General features: G+C 42.6%; 15 protein-coding genes and 1 tRNA gene. 10 read left to right on the top strand and 6 right to left on the bottom strand.

The genetic code is table 11. The features are described 5' to 3' along the window. Positions 1-7 precede the first annotated feature (7 nt). The 5 genes from DW938_RS04150 to pfkB all read left to right on the top strand — a co-directional run bounded on the left by DW938_RS04150 (position 8) and on the right by pfkB (position 5453). Positions 8-1270 (top strand): replication-associated recombination protein A, encoded by a 1263-nt coding sequence (locus DW938_RS04150; RefSeq protein WP_181984367.1) that lies wholly within the window; start codon positions 8-10, stop codon positions 1268-1270. Between the two features lie 200 nt (positions 1271-1470). Further along, complete coding sequence (gene glyA, locus DW938_RS04145; protein WP_022286707.1) at positions 1471-2718, top strand: serine hydroxymethyltransferase; 1248 nt, start codon at positions 1471-1473, stop codon at positions 2716-2718. A gap of 157 nt (positions 2719-2875) precedes the next feature. After that, positions 2876-3811 carry a homoserine O-succinyltransferase gene (gene metA, locus DW938_RS04140; protein WP_118123975.1) on the top strand — a complete coding sequence of 312 codons (936 nt, stop codon included), beginning with the start codon at positions 2876-2878 and terminating at the stop codon, positions 3809-3811. Next, on the top strand, positions 3808-4488 hold the full coding sequence (locus DW938_RS04135) for a YoaK family protein (RefSeq protein WP_118123974.1): 681 nt from the start codon (positions 3808-3810) through the stop codon (positions 4486-4488). The genes metA and DW938_RS04135 overlap by 4 nt, the downstream gene beginning before the upstream one ends. A gap of 65 nt (positions 4489-4553) precedes the next feature. Beyond that, positions 4554-5453 (top strand): 1-phosphofructokinase, encoded by a 900-nt coding sequence (gene pfkB / locus DW938_RS04130; RefSeq protein ID WP_118123973.1) that lies wholly within the window; start codon positions 4554-4556, stop codon positions 5451-5453. A gap of 199 nt (positions 5454-5652) precedes the next feature. Here pfkB and DW938_RS04125 read toward each other — a convergent pair whose 3' ends face one another. Further along, positions 5653-6573: a S1 RNA-binding domain-containing protein gene (locus DW938_RS04125; RefSeq protein ID WP_118123972.1), complete on the bottom strand. Its 921-nt coding sequence runs from the start codon at positions 6571-6573 to the stop codon at positions 5653-5655. 424 nt (positions 6574-6997) lie between these two features. On the opposite strand from DW938_RS04125, the gene DW938_RS04120 reads away from it, so the two are divergent. Together DW938_RS04120 and DW938_RS04115 are read left to right on the top strand one after the other, a co-directional pair. Continuing rightward, on the top strand, positions 6998-7876 hold the full coding sequence (locus tag DW938_RS04120) for a fibronectin type III domain-containing protein (RefSeq protein WP_242992367.1): 879 nt from the start codon (positions 6998-7000) through the stop codon (positions 7874-7876). 120 nt (positions 7877-7996) lie between these two features. Beyond that, positions 7997-8779 (top strand): AraC family transcriptional regulator, encoded by a 783-nt coding sequence (locus DW938_RS04115; RefSeq protein ID WP_118123971.1) that lies wholly within the window; start codon positions 7997-7999, stop codon positions 8777-8779. A gap of 73 nt (positions 8780-8852) precedes the next feature. Here the strand turns inward: DW938_RS04115 and DW938_RS04110 are convergent, their stop codons facing one another. Both DW938_RS04110 and DW938_RS04105 read right to left on the bottom strand, forming a co-directional pair. Next, positions 8853-8987, bottom strand: coding sequence for an alpha-amylase family glycosyl hydrolase (locus tag DW938_RS04110; protein WP_337790674.1), 135 nt, complete (start codon positions 8985-8987; stop codon positions 8853-8855). 56 nt (positions 8988-9043) lie between these two features. Next, positions 9044-10234 (bottom strand): ATP-binding protein, encoded by a 1191-nt coding sequence (locus DW938_RS04105; RefSeq protein ID WP_117876140.1) that lies wholly within the window; start codon positions 10232-10234, stop codon positions 9044-9046. Between the two features lie 215 nt (positions 10235-10449). Here DW938_RS04105 and DW938_RS04100 point away from each other — a divergent pair, with 215 nt between their 5' ends. From DW938_RS04100 to DW938_RS04090, 3 genes are all read left to right on the top strand, one after another. Then, on the top strand, positions 10450-11556 hold the full coding sequence (locus tag DW938_RS04100) for an SGNH/GDSL hydrolase family protein (protein ID WP_181984366.1): 1107 nt from the start codon (positions 10450-10452) through the stop codon (positions 11554-11556). A gap of 98 nt (positions 11557-11654) precedes the next feature. Beyond that, entirely contained in the window at positions 11655-12023 is a 369-nt protein-coding gene (locus DW938_RS04095) for a zinc ribbon domain-containing protein (RefSeq protein ID WP_118123969.1), read from the top strand. Positions 12024-12208: 185 nt separating this feature from the next. Next, positions 12209-12284 (top strand) — tRNA-Lys (locus DW938_RS04090). Between the two features lie 207 nt (positions 12285-12491). Here DW938_RS04090 and eno read toward each other — a convergent pair. The 3 genes from eno to DW938_RS04075 all read right to left on the bottom strand — a co-directional run bounded on the left by eno (position 12492) and on the right by DW938_RS04075 (position 16131). Continuing rightward, the gene (gene eno, locus DW938_RS04085; RefSeq protein WP_118123968.1) at positions 12492-13787 is read right to left on the bottom strand and encodes a phosphopyruvate hydratase; all 1296 of its coding nucleotides are present in this window, start codon (positions 13785-13787) and stop codon (positions 12492-12494) included. A gap of 418 nt (positions 13788-14205) precedes the next feature. Beyond that, positions 14206-14913, bottom strand: a complete 708-nt coding sequence (locus DW938_RS04080) for an IspD/TarI family cytidylyltransferase (protein ID WP_118123967.1) — start codon at positions 14911-14913, stop codon at positions 14206-14208. Positions 14914-14985: 72 nt separating this feature from the next. Beyond that, the gene (locus DW938_RS04075) at positions 14986-16131 is read right to left on the bottom strand and encodes a ribose-phosphate pyrophosphokinase (protein WP_181982500.1); all 1146 of its coding nucleotides are present in this window, start codon (positions 16129-16131) and stop codon (positions 14986-14988) included. Positions 16132-16420: the final 289 nt, after the last annotated feature.

Below are 16420 nucleotides of genomic sequence, written 5' to 3'. Positions count from 1 at the left end.
TCATAAAATGAGTGTGCCTTTGGCTGAACGAATTAGACCCAAGACCCTTGATGATATTGTGGGACAGACCCACCTGCTGGGCGAAAATAAACCTCTCAGGCGTATTATCGAAAGCGGTAAAATACCGAATATGATTTTTTATGGTCCGTCAGGTGTTGGCAAAACCACGGTCGCAAGAATGATAGCAAATAATGCTAATATGACTATGCATAAGCTCAACGGCACAAGTGCTTCTATTGCGGATATCAAGCAGATAGTTGCTGAAACTGAGACACTCAGCGGCATTAATGGTATTTTGCTTTATCTTGACGAGATACAGTATCTTAACAAAAAACAACAGCAATCGCTTCTTGAATACATTGAAAACGGCAAGATAACTCTTATCGCTTCTACCACTGAAAATCCGTATTTTTATGTGTACAATGCCATAATCAGTCGTTCAACTGTGTTTGAGTTCAAGCCGCTGACTTCGGAGGAGATATTGCCTGCAATAAAGCGTGCTTTTCAGCTTATGGCTGATGAGCTGGGACTGAAACTGCGTCTTGAAAATGGCGTGTTGGAGCATATCGCAAGGGGCTGCGGCGGTGATGTGAGAAAGTCAATAAATACAGTTGAGCTTTGCATACTTTCGGGGGATAATGACGGCGAAAAGCTCACCGTGAACCTTGATAATGTGAAGCTTCTAACTCAGCGCAGCAATATGCGTTATGACCGTGCAGGAGATGAGCATTATGATATCCTGTCGGCTTTGCAGAAGTCCATAAGAGGTTCTGACGAGAACGCCGCACTTCATTATGCCGCACGGCTTATAGAAGCAGGGGATATCATTTCTCTGTGCAGACGGCTGCTTGTTATCGCAAGCGAGGATATTGGACTTGCGTATCCTATGGCGGCGGTAGTGACGAAATCCTGCGTTGATTCGGCATTGCAGTTGGGACTGCCTGAAGCAAGGATACCATTGGCGGAAGCTGTGGTTCTTCTTGCCACTGCTCCAAAATCAAATTCTGCTGAATCAGCAATAGACGCAGCTTTAGCAGATGTTAGAAATGGTGATTTCGGAGATTATCCACGGCACTTGCAGAATAAGCATTTTGACGGCGAGGGCGCAAAAGTGAAAGGACAGCACTATCTTTATCCTCACGATTATCCAAATCATTGGGTAAAACAGCAGTATCTGCCTGATAAGCTTGTGGGGAGGACTTATTATCAGTATGGTGAGAATAAGACGGAGCAAATGGCGAAAGCGTATTGGGAGAAGATAAAGAAGTGAGAAATGAAAAATCAGTTAAGAGTGAAGCGTTCTTGTGGCTGTAGATCATATTCTACAAAAATAAATCGCCTTGGGCGATACCTTAATTCCTCACTCCTCACTTCTCAATCAAAAAAAATTTTCGTTGACATCAAAAGAAAAATACGTTATAATAAAAGAGAACGGAATGTCCGTAAAATTTTATGATGGGAGTAATTTCGATGAAAATAATGGATACTATCGGCTTTGTTGAAAATGTCGATAAAGAAGTCGGCGAAGCAATGGAAGCCGAGCTGGCAAGACAAAGAAGAAATCTTGAGCTTATCGCAAGCGAAAATATCGTTTCACCTGCCGTTATGGCTGCAATGGGTTCTGTGCTTACTAATAAGTATGCTGAGGGATATTCTGGCAAGAGATATTATGGCGGCTGTCAGTGCGTTGACGTTGTGGAGGATATAGCTGTTGAAAGAGCCTGCAAGCTTTTCGGTGCTAAGTATGCTAACGTTCAGCCACATTCCGGCGCTCAGGCTAACACTGCTGTTTATTTTGCTCTTCTTAAGCCTGGCGACACTGTTATGGGCATGAGCCTTGACGCTGGCGGACACCTTACACACGGCTCGCCTGTAAATCTTTCAGGTAAGTATTTCAATTTTGTTCCTTACGGCGTAAATGACGAGGGTTATATCGACTACGAGGCTCTTTACAAGCAGGCTAACAAGTGCAGACCTAGACTTATTGTTGCCGGTGCAAGTGCTTATCCAAGAGCTATCGACTTTGAGAAGCTTTCTGAGATAGCAAAGGCTGTTGGTGCATATCTTATGGTAGATATGGCGCATATTGCAGGACTTGTTGCTGCAGGCTGCCATCAGTCACCGGTACCATATGCTGACATTGTTACAACAACAACACATAAGACCCTGAGAGGACCAAGAGGAGGACTTATACTCACAAACAACGAGTATATTGCTAAGAAGATAAATTCTGCTATTTTCCCAGGCACACAGGGCGGTCCTCTTATGCACGTTATCGCTGCAAAGGCAGTTTGCTTTGGCGAGGCTCTCAAGCCTGAGTTCAAGGCATACGGTGAGCAGATCGTAAAGAATGCACAGGCTCTTGCAAAGGGACTTCTTGACAGAGGATTCAATCTCGTATCAGGCGGCACAGACAATCATCTTATGCTTGTTGACCTCAGACCATTCCACATCACAGGCAAGGAATTTGAGAAAAAGCTTGACGAGGTTTACATCACTGTAAACAAAAATGCTATCCCTAACGACCCTGAGAAGCCATTTGTAACCAGCGGTGTAAGAGTTGGTACAGCGGCAGTTACCACAAGGGGACTTGTTGAGGAGGACATGGACGTTATTGCAGAGTGTATGTATCTCACAGCAACAGACTTTGACAATAAGGCTGATGAAATCAGAGAAAAAGTAAACGCTATCTGCAAGAAATATCCACTTTACGAATAATTGTACGGATTTATATACTGTTGATACACAAAGGGAGCGGCTTAGGTCGCTCCCTTTTTTCTCAATAATATATGAATAAATCTCTCTTTTGGTTGATTTTTAACAGAGATCGTGTTATAATAATCTTTTAGAGTATAATTAAAAGGTGGGATATACTTTGCCAATTAAAATACCAAATGACCTTCCTGCGTTTCAGACGTTGGAAAAGGAGAATATATTCGTTATTCCCGATGACAGAGCCGCTCATCAGGACATTCGTGCCTTGAAGATCGCTATTGTCAATCTCATGCCTGACAAAATTGCGACAGAAACGCAGCTTCTGCGTCTTTTGAGCAACACCCCTCTTCATGTTGACATCGACCTTATTCAGATGAGCAGTCATATGTCAAAGAACACATCTATCGAGCATATGCTTGCTTTCTACAAGAATTTTGACGAGGTGTGTGATAACCGATATGACGGTCTTATAATCACCGGTGCGCCTGTTGAGCAAATGGAGTATGAAGACGTTGATTACTGGGACGAGCTTTGCAGAGTTTTTGAATGGTCAAAGACCAATGTTTTCTCAACTATCCACATATGTTGGGGCGCTCAGGCCGGACTTTATTATCATTATGGCGTTCCCAAATATCCTTTGAAAGAGAAGATGTTTGGCAATTTCAAGCACCATATCGACTATCCCGAAAGCATTATTCTTAAAGGCTTTGGAGATGTTTTCCATTGTCCGCACTCACGCCATACTGAGGTGCGTCGTGCAGATATCGAAAAGGTGGACGATCTTATAGTGGTGGCAGTGTCAAACGAGGCTGGTGTGCATCTTGTTTCAGATAAGACGCAAAGACAGTTTTTCCTGTTCGGTCACTGGGAATATGATCGTGAGACCCTTGCAAAAGAGTATTTCAGAGATAAGGAAAAGGGGTTGCCTATACAGATACCATATAGCTATTTTCCTGACGATGATCCGCAAAACAAGCCTATTTTCAATTGGAGCTGTTCAGCTAATCTGCTTTATTCAAACTGGCTCAACTACTGCATTTATCAGAAAACGCCATATGATCTTAATGAGCTTGAGCCACTGGGGGCTGCGCAATGAAGAACGGCAGACATATAGCTGAGTTTTACGGCGTTGGAGTAATGCTCGCAATAGTGGGCGGCTATCTTGACGCTTATACCTACATCAGCCGTGACCATGTTTTTGCAAATGCACAGACAGGTAACATGGTGTTGTTGGCTATCAATATCAAAGAGGGAAGCTGGCTGAAGGTCTTTCTTTATCTCATGCCTATACTGTCCTTTATGCTTGGCGTGCTGATAGTGGAAGCTGTGAAGCTGAAATTCAATGAACACCCGAGGATACATTGGCATAGGATCATAATCGGTGTGGAGCTTGTGGTGCTGACTATTGTGGGATTTATCCCTGACGGTACGCTTAACACATTGGCGAATATCCTAGTTTCTTTTACCTGTGCAATGCAGGTGGAGGGTTTTAGGAAAATGGACGGAAAGCCTTTTGCTACCACGATGTGTACTGGCAATCTTAGAAGCGGTACGGATAACCTGTTTCAGTATTTGAAAACTAAGGATAAGCAGAAGCTTAGTAATGCAATGCAGTATTATGGCATAATCCTTTGCTTTATAAGCGGAGCGGCAGTGGGTGCATTTGTCACAGAATTGCTTGAAACTAAAGCGGTGTTTGTTGCTTTGACAGGTCTTGTTGTTGCTCTCTGCATTTTAAGAAGCGACGACGATAAATTAGCAGATGGTAAGTGACGATCACCTACAAGCTTCAGGACAGAAATATCTTACAAAAGCAAATATCAAGGAGGTAATGTAAAATGGTATATACTGTAACATTCAATCCTGCTGTCGACTATGTTGTCCATACAGGGGAAATGAAGCTTGGGTCTACCAACCGCTCAGATAGGGAAGAGATGTATTTCGGTGGCAAGGGTATAAATGTGTCTGTAGTTCTTAGAGAGCTGGACATTCAGTCAAAGGCACTTGGCTTCACTGCAGGCTTCACAGGTGAAGCTATCGAGAACGGACTGGCGGAAATGGGAATTGATACAGATTTTGTTCATCTCAAAAACGGTAATTCCCGTATAAATGTGAAAATAAAATCTGCTGAGGAAACAGAGCTGAATGGTCAGGGTCCTGATATAGATGATGAGGCTGTGAATAAGCTTTTTGCAAAGCTTGATAAGCTTCAGGACGGAGATACGCTTATACTCGCAGGAAGCATACCTGCCTCGCTGCCTTCAGATATCTATGAGAAGATACTCGAAAGGCTCGCGCACAAGAATATCAGAACAGTAGTGGACGCAACAAAAGACCTGCTTCTCAATGTGCTTAAATATAAACCTTTCCTTATCAAGCCTAACAACCACGAGCTTGGCGAGATGTTCGGAGTGACCCTCACTGCTGATGATGAAATAGAAAAATACGCACGTAAGCTTAAAGAAATGGGCGCTGTGAACGTGCTTATCTCAATGGCAGGGGACGGTGCAATGCTTATTGACGAAAACGGTGAAATACATCGCTGTGGAGTATGTAATGGTAAGGTGAAAAATTCCGTTGGTGCAGGCGATTCAATGGTGGCAGGCTTTACCGCCGGTATATTGCAGGGCGATTATGAATATGCTCTTAAACTTGGCACAGCTGCTGGCGGTGCGACTGCTTTTTCTGACGGGCTTGCTCAAAAAGAAAAGATCGCAGAGCTTCTTGAAACTCTCTGAAAAAATATAGGGACAGGGAGGAAATATTATGAGAATAGTTGACCTATTGAAAAAAGGGTATTACTCTTAATGACCTGACAAGTCAAAAGGCACTGGCTTCAATTGGAAGCCAATGCCTTTTTTATCTCTTGTTTTGCTGTGAAAACAAGTACAAATTATAGTACAAATAAGATTACAAGTACAAAAATATGTACGTTTATCACACGAATTCAGAGCATATATTTTTGTAACATTCATTGGTGGAATAGACCCATTTTGTGAGCCTGCCGCTGGTGATGAAATAGTTTATCTTTGAGGGAAAAACGCTGTTTTCAAATACGTCTACGATAATGAGCTTTACTTTCATTTTTTCGGGGATAAGAGCTTTTATGTAAACACTTGCTGCCTGCCCCACACGCACATTTTCTCTTGGTTCTGCAAGCCCTGCAAGGTTCGGAGCAAGCTCTATAAAAATACCGTATGGTTCAATGGAGCGTACTATCCCGCCTACGGTTTCTCCTGTGGAGAACAATGCTGCATTTTCTTCCCATGTGCCTAAAAGTTCCTTGTGAGAAAGGCATATCCTGTCCTCCTCACAGCTTTTTACCACAGCATATATGTCCTGACCGTTGAAAAATCTGTCGTTGGGGTGGGTGATGCGTGAGACGGATATGGCGTCTATTGGTATAAGTGAAGGAAGACCACAGCCTATGTCAACAAAGCACCCGAAAGGCTCAAGGTGTGTTACCTTTGCCGGTATAACGTCCCCTGATGTGAGTGTACTTATATATCGCTCAATGCACTCTTCCTGTGCAAGACGCCTTGACAACCTGCATATGACCTCGCCCTTTTCGTGAACAATATCGGTCACCTTGAAGCATACCGTTTTGTTTACCCTGGAAAGTAATGCTATGTCTTTTGTTTTGCCTTCTTGTATTCCGATTGCTCCCTCTGATCTTGGGATCATTCCTTTGCCAAAGGGAAGCTCTACTATTATGTTGTGTTCGCTGTCACAAAGCACAGCATGACCCTCCAGTATCGATCCCTGAGCCATTGCCTCAGCCATTGTTCGTTCGCTTTGAAGATAATATCGGTTTTCAGGGCTGTTGAAGATCTTGCCCTCAGGTAAATATTTTTTCATTATTTTGCCTCTTTCCCCACAGATTTTTTTAAAACAGCAGGATCTCTGTGGTTGATCCATTGATTTTGTTCATATTCTGCACATATTTTCTTTGTGATAATTGTGCGTGAACTCTTGCTGATACAGTAAATTAATATTCAATGTGCTGAAATATTAGTACAATTTTTATATTCTTTGCTTCAAATTATAAACAAAAATCAAAAAAACTATAAAAAAGCTTGACAAATGCAAATGGACGTGTTACAATAGTGTAGTAATTTGTAATCAGTTTGTAACTTTCTTAACCGTTATCGTTACAGATTGATACATAATTTTAATCGACCGTAATAAAATTAAATAGCGGCACTGACATGACCGCCGCTAATTAAAAGAAAGGGTGTGAATTGGCAATGCAGCGTGTATGCGTTGTAAAGCCGTATTATTAATGGATCATTCAGCAAGTTTTATTTCAGCAAAGAATAAGTCACTGAAAGTGATAGTTATGTTCATTGCAGCACTTATGACATTTTTGGTAATGACAGAGGGATTTAGTGCCGATGCTGCTGCGGCAAAGCTTTCGACTCCTAAGATGACCGCTCAGATCAACTATGGAAGTGACTTCACTCATCCGTATAACAAGCAGACAAACACTATCAAGGTGCATTGGAGCAAGGTAAGAGGTGCTTCAAGCTATGAGCTGTACATCAAGGGCGGCAAATATAAGAGCTGGAAGAAATACAAGACAGTCAAGAATACGAACTGCACTGTTACAGGTCTTAAGAGAACGACTTCATATCAGTTCAGAGTTAAGGCTGTAAACGGCTCAGCCGCTTCTGCTTACTCAAAGACACAGACAATAAAGACAGCGAGAATGGACTTCAACAAGGCAGGCTGGGAAGCAATGTGCCGTATAGTTTATCATGAGGTCGGTAAGATGTCAGGCTCAGAGTGGGATAAGCCAATCGTTTATGTTGCAGATTGTGTTGCAAACCAGTATGTTGCCGCAAAGTACACAAGGAATGCAATGTGGAGATCCTACTATGCAAGATATAACAATATTCAGGATATCATTTATAGAAGCGGTGGATTTATGTCATCTGCACAGCTCTCAAGGGACGGAGCAAATTATTCAAACGTTTCCAGAAGAGTGAAGCGGGCAGTTTTTGGCGCAGTATACGGCAAAACTCACCTTAATGGTATTGCTAATGACTATAATGTTTACTTCTGGTGCAACAGAAGCTACAAGACAAACAGCAGCAAGATAGCTTACTCGTTTAAAATTCCTTGGGGTTACTTCAATGTCTGGAGAACCTATTGGGGATAATTGTAATACTATTATAGAATTATGTGAAAGAAGAGCAGAACAAAGCGTCTGCTCTTTTTTCGTTGACAAGAATGTAGCGGTGTGGTAAAATGAAGTTGATAAAAGCAGGGAGGAATCAGAATGCTTGTTGGTGCGGTCGGCTATAATTATCGCCATAGAAAAGATTTTATTATGGATTGTCCTCAAGGGGTGGGCTGTCCCCTTATATTGCTCATAAAAGAACCGTCGGTGTTCGTTATAAATGGTATCGAGCATAGGGCAGAGAAAAATTCTTTTATCCTGCTTTCACCGGATACCCCCGTGAAATACCATGCCGCAGAAGAGTTTTATACTGATGATTGGCTGTATTTCAATTATGAGCAGGGCGATAATGAAAAATTTGAAAAGCTTGATATTCCAAAAGATACACTGGTATACCTTGGAAATATCGATGAGCTTAGTCAGATAATGCGCTCGGTAGCATATGAGTATCAGCTCATGAAAGAGGGGCATGAGGAAGTAACACGGTGCTATATGGAGATCTTTTTGTTAAAGCTTGCAAGACAGCTAAAGTGTACAGACAAGAAGTCCTGTATTATTACTGACAGGAACAGCCGCTTTATGCAGCTTAGAGCGTACATATACGCAATGCCTGAGGACATCGCAGACGTAGGCAGCATGGCATGGGATATGGGTATAAGCAGGTCAAGCTTTCAGCATATGTATAAGAAAATGTTTGGAGTGAGCGTCATGACAGACGTTATAAGCGCACGAATGGAAAGAGCCAGTCAGCTTCTTGCAACGACAAATCTCAGCGTAAGGGAAGTGGCTGAGAGGTGCGGTTATACTAATGAATATGGTTTTATGAAGCGGTTTAAAATGCACTTTGGAAAAACTCCAACGGAGTTTCGGAGTATGCTCTGACAACGGTGGATAAACTTTAGACGGCATAAGAAAAGAGGTCAAGGAATGTGTCCCTGACCTCTTTTATGTTATTTTATTCTTCAACAAATACAGCGGCCGAGCCTTTAATAACATCGTTAGTGTCATAACGCGGAGCGACAGTGTAATAGTCCTCAACGTCATAGCCTGCGTCGCCAAAAGGTGATTTGAAGCATGGGTTTATCCAAATAGCGTTACACCCCGGCTTGCAGATCTAGTCATGATAATTACTCTTGAATATATTTATTAGTCTTCCATGCCCTTCATGTATTCCACGAACTGCTTTGCAACTCTTGGTGAACGTCCTGCTCTTGAAAGCGCATAAGCCTCAGCCTTTTGAAGCACCTCGTCGATAGGAGTTTTAAGCTCGTATTGCTTTGCAAGCTTCTCAACTACGTCAAGGTATATCTTCTTGTCAGGCTTCTGATAAGTAACAGTAAGTCCGAAACGGTCTGACAGTGAAAGAAGCTCCTGCATGGTGTCTTTAAAGTGTATCTCGTCACCCTCTCGTGAGGAGAACGTTTCGTGTACAAGATGTCTTCTGTTTGAGGTAGCATAAATGCAGAGATTGTCCGCAGTTGATGAAACGCTGCCCTCAAGGATAGCTTTCAGTGCCGCAAAATCATCATCGTCCTCTGTGAATGAAAGATCGTCTATGAAGATGATGAACTTCAATGGATTTTTGCTTACCGTTTCTACAATGGCCGGTATCTCATGGAGCTGCTTCTTTTTAAGCTCAATAAGTCTGAGACCCTTGCAGGCATATTCGTTTGCTATTGCCTTGACAGTTGAGGACTTGCCTGTACCGCAGTCACCATAAAGCAGAACGTTGTTGGCAGGCTTGCCTTTCAAAAGCGCAAGAGTGTTGTTGATGACTTCCTGACGCTCACGTTCGTAATTGTGCAGGTCTGAAAGCTTTATATCGTCAGGATATTCAACCGGAACTATCTTTCCGTCTTTGATAACAAATACATGATACTGTGAGTAAATGCCATATCCGTACTGACCGATAGCGTGTATACGGTCGGCATATATCTGTGAGAAGTCAAGCTTTTGTGTAGCATATCTCGGCAGAAAGCCGTCATAGTCTATCTTTGAGATTATCTCGTCGCATGGTATCTGTGAAAGCTCCTCGATAACGGCAAGCTCGTTTGCAAGACATTCCTCCAAAAGCGCACCTGTCTCCTTGCCCTCTCCCTTTTTAAGCATAAAAAGGTTTTCATTTTCAAGAACCAGCTTGAGCATATATTCTGTAAGATTATCCGAATATGCAAAAAGCTCAGCCACAAAATCTGAGTATTTTTCTATAGCCATGTCGCTGTCAGATTCGCATACAGCAAGTGTGTCAAGTAGCTTTTCAAATACAGGAACTTCATGTAAGCTCTTGAATATTACTAATGTGTGCGCCTGACGGCAGAGTGCCTTAAAATCGTGCATTATGAACACTTCTTTCTTCATATTGTATATTTATTCTTTATTATACAACATATCATTACTTTTCGTCAACATCTACATTGCACGATTTTAACAAAAAACATTACCGCTTTTTGTAGCTTAAAGCAAAATATTTTTGCCCGTTATGATTTACTTTTGTTTTGAAAAATGCTATAATACTATAATAGACCATTATAGAAATAAAAGGAGAAATGGATATGACGGACAAAAACGTATCTATCATGAATATCGGCAGTATGGGTTATCTTCCACAGGTATTCAAAAAGATAGAGAATGAAAAAAAGCTTAACATTGTTTATTTGGGCGGCTCCATAACAATGGGCTGTAATGCTACAAAAACTGAGTTAAGATATGTTGACCGCAGTGCAAAATGGTGGCAGACGAATTTTCCTGAGGCGGAGATAAGCTACTTCAATGCCGGTATTGGTGCAACTACCTCGCAGTTTGGGGTGGCAAGAGTGCAGGAACACGTCCTTGACAAACAGCCGGACCTTGTTTTTGTTGAGTTTTCGGTAAACGACAGCAGTTCGCCCCTATTTATGGAAACATACGAGAGCCTTGTAAGACGTCTGCTGAAAGCTGAGAGCGTCAAGGCAGTTGTGCTTATAAACAATCTTTTCTACGATACAGGCACAAATGCACAGGGTATACATAACGCTATCGGTCTGCACTATGACCTGCCTATCGTCAGTGTAAGAAACTACATTTTCCCTGAGATACAGCTTGGCAACGTTTGTCTTGCAGACTACACAGCGGATATGCTCCACCCTACAGACCTAGGTCACAAGATGATAGCTGATCTTATCTGCAATCTGCTTGATACAGAATATTCATACTATAAGAAGCTCGGCGCAGAGAAGAAGCCTTCACTTCCTGAGCCTTTCACTGCAAGCAGATATGAGGATGCACAGCGTTTTCAGAACTATAGCTGTTCGCCCGTTATGGAGGGCTTTGAGCCTGATACTCATGCGGCAGAGCAGTGGAGCGATCCATTCAAGGGCGGTTGGATAGCTCACAAGCAGGGAAGTTGTATTAAATTCAACGTGAGCGGCGGTATTATAATGGTGCAATACAGAAAGACTATCAACAAGCCTGCGCCTGTTGCATATGCTGTCATAGACGGTGACAGGCAGAACAAGGTTCTTCTTGACGCAAACTTTGACGAGGATTGGGGAGACCTTTGCTGTCTTGATGAGATATACAGCGGAGCAAAGGGAGAACACACCGTTGAGATAGTTATTGACACAGAGGGTAAAGAAAATAGCGATTTTATGCTTATTTCTGTCATTACAGCAAACAAATAGAAACGTAAACAAGTGAAAAATTTTACTCGAATCTATTGACTTTATGACATAACGATTGTATAATAAATATATATTATTAAATTAGGAGGCATTCTCTAATGAACGATTTTTTCAAAATTGCTGACAAGTACCTCAAGCCGGTAACTACTGGTGCAGGTGTTGTTCTGGGTCTTGCAGTTACATATGCGGCAGGAAGCTATCTTTCAGGTATGAGCAAGCTGTATGGCGGTTTCTACACGTTCATGTATGTACTGTTCTGGATAGCATTTGTTCTTCTTGTTATTTGCGGCATTTATGCACTCTTCAAGAAGTATGCAGGTTCTGTTCCACAGCAGAACGCTCAGCAGACATACGCACAGCCACAGGTTCAGGCTGCACCACAGGGTGAAAAGTTCTGTCCTACTTGCGGAGGTAAAGTTCCTGCCGGAAATCAGTTCTGCCCTAACTGCGGCAACAAGATAAACTAAGTTAAAAGCTTTGCAGATAAAACGCCCTTGATTTTCAAGGGTGTTTTTTTTGTTAGAAAACGCACAAAAGTATGCCAAATGGGGAATAAATATGTGCAGTTTGGAAAAAGTGAAAAAATTCTCGAAAACCCCTTGACAAATGGGCGGAAAATTGGTATAATAATTAAGTCGTTGCAGGACGATATGAGTTATTAGCTCAGTTGGCAGAGCATTTGACTTTTAATCAAAGGGTCCGGGGTTCGAATCCCCGATAGCTCACCACTAGGGAAATATCCTTAGTCAAAATCACGCCTTACTTTGTTGGGGCGTGATTTTTTTATGTCTGTTATATGTGATGATAAATGGACAAGCAAGTGGTGATGAGAGAGCGACATCAGGACGCTACTACAACGCATTTATCCAACAAAAAAAGCAGCCCCAACGGACTGCTTTTTCTGAGCTTTCGCTTGATCCTTATATGACAAAAAACTATCTGGTTACGTTAAATGCACCCATTTGTGGATAAACAGCGCTTTCGCCAAGTTCTTCTTCAATTCTGAGAAGCTGATTGTACTTTGCAACACGTTCGCTTCTGCTTGGTGCGCCTGTCTTTATCTGGCAAGTGTTAAGAGCAACTGCAAGGTCAGCGATAGTTGTGTCTGCTGTTTCACCTGAACGGTGTGAAGAAATCGCAGTGTAGCCTGCCTTATGAGCCATTTTGATAGCCTCAAGTGTTTCAGAAACTGAACCTATCTGATTGAGCTTGATAAGGATAGAGTTGCCGCAGCCAAGGCTGATGCCCTTTGCAAGTCTTTCTGTATTTGTTACGAACAGATCGTCGCCAACGAGCTGCACCTTGCCGCCAAGCTCCTTAGTGAGAAGCTGCCAGCCCTCCCAGTCCTCTTCGTCGAGAGCGTCCTCGATAGAGATGATAGGGTATTTTTCAACGAGTTTCTTCCAGTGTTCGATAAGCTCGGCAGAAGTAAATTTTGTGCCGGCCTTTGGAAGAACGTACTCGCCCTTCTTTGAGCCTTTCCACTCGCTTGAAGCAGCGTCCATTGCTATCATGAAGTCCTTGCCAGGCTCATAACCTGCATTCTTAACAGCTTCGAGTATATACTGGATAGCTTCCTCGTCGCTTGCAAGGTCAGGAGCGAAGCCGCCCTCATCGCCTACAGAAGTAGCAAGTCCCTTTGATTTAAGCAGGGCGGCCAGAGCGTGGAAAACCTCAGCACACCAGCGTAGAGCTTCCTTAAAGCTTGGAGCACCAACTGGCATTATCATAAACTCCTGAACGTCAACAGTGTTTGCAGCATGAGCGCCGCCGTTAAGAATGTTCATCATAGGAACAGGAAGTCTGTTTCCTGAAATGCCGCCGAGGAATCTGTAGAGAGGGATATCAAGAGAGATAGAAGCCGCTCTTGCGGCAGCGATAGAAACAGCGAGGATAGCGTTAGCACCAAGCTTTGACTTATCCTTAGTGCCGTCAGCCTTTATCATAGCCTTATCAACGGCATAGATGTCAGAAGCGTCAAGACCGCAGACAGCGTCATTGATAGCAGTGTTGATGATCTCAACTGCTTTTGTTACGCCCTTTCCGCCATATCTGCCCTTATCGCCGTCACGAAGCTCAAGGGCCTCAAACTCGCCTGTTGATGCACCGCTTGGTGCAGTGCCTCTGCCCACTGTTCCGTCTGCGAGATATACCTCAGCTTCAACAGTTGGGTTTCCTCTGGAATCCAAAATTTCACGTCCGATTACTTTTACGATCTCAAGATAGTTCATAATATAAGCTCCTTTTTAATATTATGCAGACTACCCGAACGCACCACCATTCGGGCTGATGACATTTCGCTCTTGTCATCATAGAGAAGTCTGCATGATCTATTCTCACTAGGTTAGTAACTACTAACCACATTTATTTTACCACGGGCGAGGCCGTATGTCAATCTTAGTTAGGCATAACTAATATATTTTATAGGTATGCACAAAAGTTGTACTGCCTGCAGACATGGCTATTGACTTTTTGAACAACAGATAAGCTTTGCGAAACTTTTCGTTTGTTATTATTGACAAGCTTTGTGAGAATATTCGTTTTGGGCGTGATCTTATTTATGCTGAAAACCGCACAAAGCATGGTAGGGTATAGAAAAAGCGGTGCAGAGATTTTTCTCCCACACCGCCTTGATTTATTTCTCATTTCTCATTTCTCATTTAACTCTGCAAGTGCATTCGCCATTCTTAGATCGCTGTCTGTGGTTATCTTGAAATTCAATGCGTCCCCGACGACAAGGTATATATCCTCATTGCAAGCTGTAAACACAGAACAAGTATCCGTCAGCTTTTTATTTTGCTCCTCGCTAAGCGAATAATAATTCTTCCTCAGATCCAAAAGTCTGAAAGTTTGCGGAGTTTGCGCCTGATAAAGCTCGCTTCTGTTAAGCGTTTCCCTGACCTTTTCGCCGTCTGATCTTATTATGGTATCAGCCGCAGGCATATAAGTTCCGCAGGCTGAATGTTCCCTCATCGCCTCGATATTGTCCTTTATTATCTTCTCCGTCACAAACGGTCTTACAGCGTCATGGGTGAGTATTATGTCCCCCTCATTCTCACCATGTTCAGCGACTATTGCCTCAGCTATGTTCATAACAGTGCCGTTTCTGTCCGCTCCGCCGTCTATGACTCTTACACGCTCTTTGTCTATCCCGAAGCGTTCAAAAAGCTCGTCAGTGTATTCGTGCCAGTCAGGTTTTATGCCCACATAAACCATATCTATTTCCTCCACTGCAAGAAACGCTCTCACTGTTCTGACAATAACAGGCACTCCGCCTATCTCTATAAACTGCTTTGGTATAACCGCACTTTTTACCCTAGAGCCACAGCCTCCTGCAACTATCCCTGCAAATATCATTTTATCTTCTCCTCATATAAAAAAAAGTTCGGGACAGCCGTCCGCCCCGAACTTTATCGTTGTGTATTGAATTTACTTTATGCCGTATTTTTTCAGCAGAGCTTCGATCTTTGTGTGTGGGTCGATGACCTGTGAAATTGACTTGTCATGATTGAGTGATGCAATGAAGTAAGCAATGTACTTAGAGCAGTCTACCTCGTAGAACCATGGGCTTGAAAGCAGCTCAGGAGTTCTGTATGTGAGGTTTGTGCCGAATACACCGTCGATGATACCGTCAGCATAAGCCTTGTTGAATGCTTCAAGACCATTTGTGAAAATTGGATAAGTAGCATAGCAGTAGATCTTGTTAGCTTTACGCTTTTTAAGCTCTACAGCGATATCCAGCATAGACTCGCCTGATGAGATGATATCGTCAGCGATGAAAACGTCCTTACCGGCAACGTCATTACCCATGTATTCGTGAGCAACGATAGGGTTTCTGCCGTCGATGATAGTTGAATAATCTCTTCTCTTGTAGAACATACCAAGGTTTACACCCAGAACAGAAGCGTAGTACATATTTCTGTTGATAGCGCCCTCGTCAGGGGAGATTATCATGAAGTGATCCTTGTCAGGTCTGAAATCTGAAAGGTTTTTAAACATTGCCTTGAGAACCTGATAGGAAGGGATTATGTTGTCAAGACCCATGAGCGGAACAGCGTTCTGTACTCTTGGGTCGTGAGCGTCAAAAGTAAGGATATTTGAAACGCCCATAGCCTGAAGCTCCTGAAGAGCAACTGCACAGTCAAGAGATTCTCTGTAGTTTCTTCTGTGCTGTCTGCCGCCGTAAAGGGAAGGCATGATGATGTTTATTCTGTGAGCCTTACCGCCTGCAGCCTGGATTATTCTTTTAAGATCCTGATAATGATCGTCAGGTGACATACTGTTTTCCCTGCCGAAATAGTTGTATGTGCAGCTGTAGTTTCCTACGTCGCAGAGAATGAAAAGATCGTCGCCTCTGATAGATGACTTGATAAGACCCTTGCCGTCACCGGAAGAAAATCTAGGACAAACAGCCTCAACAAGGAAAGTATCCTTAACAAATTCGTTTTCGTTAGCCCATTTTGTAAGATAACCGTCTACCTTCTTGCCAAGCTCGGAAGCGCCTGCCATAGCGATAAGACCAAGCGGTGCAACTCTTGAGTCATTGTCGAACAATACATTGTCAGCATTACCCATTATTATCATATCCTCCAATACTAAATGTTGTCTGACCTCAGGTCAGTACGAAACATAACAATATACCTATATTATACTTTATAAATCCCGATTTTACAATAGTTTTTTCGCAAATAATAAATTTTTCTCACTTTTCACAAAAAACACACTGTTACTGCGGTACATTTAGACACAAAAATCAAGTAAACGTTTCCTAACCGAATGATAGGTAAACTTTTTTTGCATATATAAAAAATGTAGGTTTGTCAATCATATTGGACACTATTATTAAGAAATTCGATAGGCGAAA

This window comes from Ruminococcus sp. AM43-6 (assembly GCF_003461785.1).
In the GTDB taxonomy this organism is placed as follows: Bacteria; Bacillota; Clostridia; order Oscillospirales; family Ruminococcaceae; genus Hominimerdicola; species Hominimerdicola aceti.
This window is presented reverse-complemented; position numbering and strand designations above follow the sequence as displayed.